This is a genomic window from Micromonospora echinofusca (genome assembly GCF_017614955.1).
Lineage (GTDB): Bacteria > Actinomycetota > Actinomycetes > Mycobacteriales > Micromonosporaceae > Micromonospora > Micromonospora echinofusca_A.
In genome coordinates this window covers 1-1,141 of sequence record NZ_WVUH01000665.1, presented here as the reverse complement: position 1 = coordinate 1,141, position 1,141 = coordinate 1, and the positions used below count along the sequence as shown (strand labels likewise).

Below are 1,141 nucleotides of genomic sequence, written 5' to 3'. Positions count from 1 at the left end.
CCCCCTGACCGGCTCCGCTGCCCGCCTGTTGGTGCGGCTCGTTGGTGTTGTGTTGATCTCGAAGAAGTGTGGATCTTGACGGGCAGGCTGCGGAAATGATCCCGTGGAGCACGGACTCGAGCGCGGAGGTGATCCCGTGGAACGCACGGTCGAGCAGTGGCGGGTGCAGTTCGACGCAGAGGTCGACTTCGCCAACGGCGGCGGGCTGCGGACCGACGGGGTCCGGCTGGACGTCCCGGGTACGGACATCAGCGACGACGACCTGGCGGCACTCTTCGTCCGGCATCTCGGGCTGCTCATGGTGGACCGGGTACGGATCAGCAACCGGTCCCTCCTCGCGGAGCCGCACAAGGGTGGCCGGGCGGTGGTTGGCAACGCGCCACCGTCGAACCGCCGGTTGGTGGAGCTGAGCCAGGTGATCCGGGACGGCATGACCACCCTGCCCGGGTGGCTGGAGCCACGGATCACCCGGTGGTTGACCTTCGCCGAGTCCCGCTCCCGGTACGCCGAGGGCACCGAGTTCCAGGCAACCCGGATCGACCTGATCGGCAACACCGGAACGTACCTGGACAGCCCGGCCCACCGCTGGGCGGACGGGGCGGACCTGTCCGGGGTACCCCTCGAACGGCTCGCCGACCTGCCCGGCACGGTGGTCCGCGTACCGGCCGGGGTCCGGGCCGTCGACCGGCTGATGCTGGCGCCGTACGAGGTGGCGGGGCGGGCGGTGCTGCTGCACACCGGCTGGGACGCGCACTTCGGCACCGACCGGTACGCCGGACCGGATCATCCGTACCTGACCGGGGACGGGGCGCGGTGGCTGGCCGAGGCGGGCGCCACCCTGGTCGGCATCGACTCGGTCAACATCGACGACATGGGACCGGCTGCCGCCGGTGAGCGGCCCGCGCACAGCGTCCTGCTCGCCGCCGGCATCCCGGTCGTGGAGCACCTGACCGGGCTGGCCGGGCTGCCCCCGGAGGGGTTCCGTTTCACCGCCGCCCCGCCCCGGATCGAGGGCATGGTCACCTTCCCGGTCCGCGCCTTCGCCGTGGTCGACATCACCCCGACCCGCCAGTCCGGTTGATCATGAAGTTGTTGTCGCGACACGCCGGGTGACCCGGCAACAACTTCATGATCACGGAGC

1 protein-coding gene is annotated in these 1,141 nt (G+C 70.9%); it reads left to right on the top strand.

What is annotated here, in order from left to right:
• Window positions 1-136: 136 nt before the first annotated feature.
• Window positions 137-1,081 carry a cyclase family protein gene (locus tag GSF22_RS33725; RefSeq protein ID WP_208817936.1) on the top strand — a complete coding sequence of 315 codons (945 nt, stop codon included), beginning with the start codon at window positions 137-139 and terminating at the stop codon, window positions 1,079-1,081.
• Window positions 1,082-1,141 lie beyond the last annotated feature (60 nt).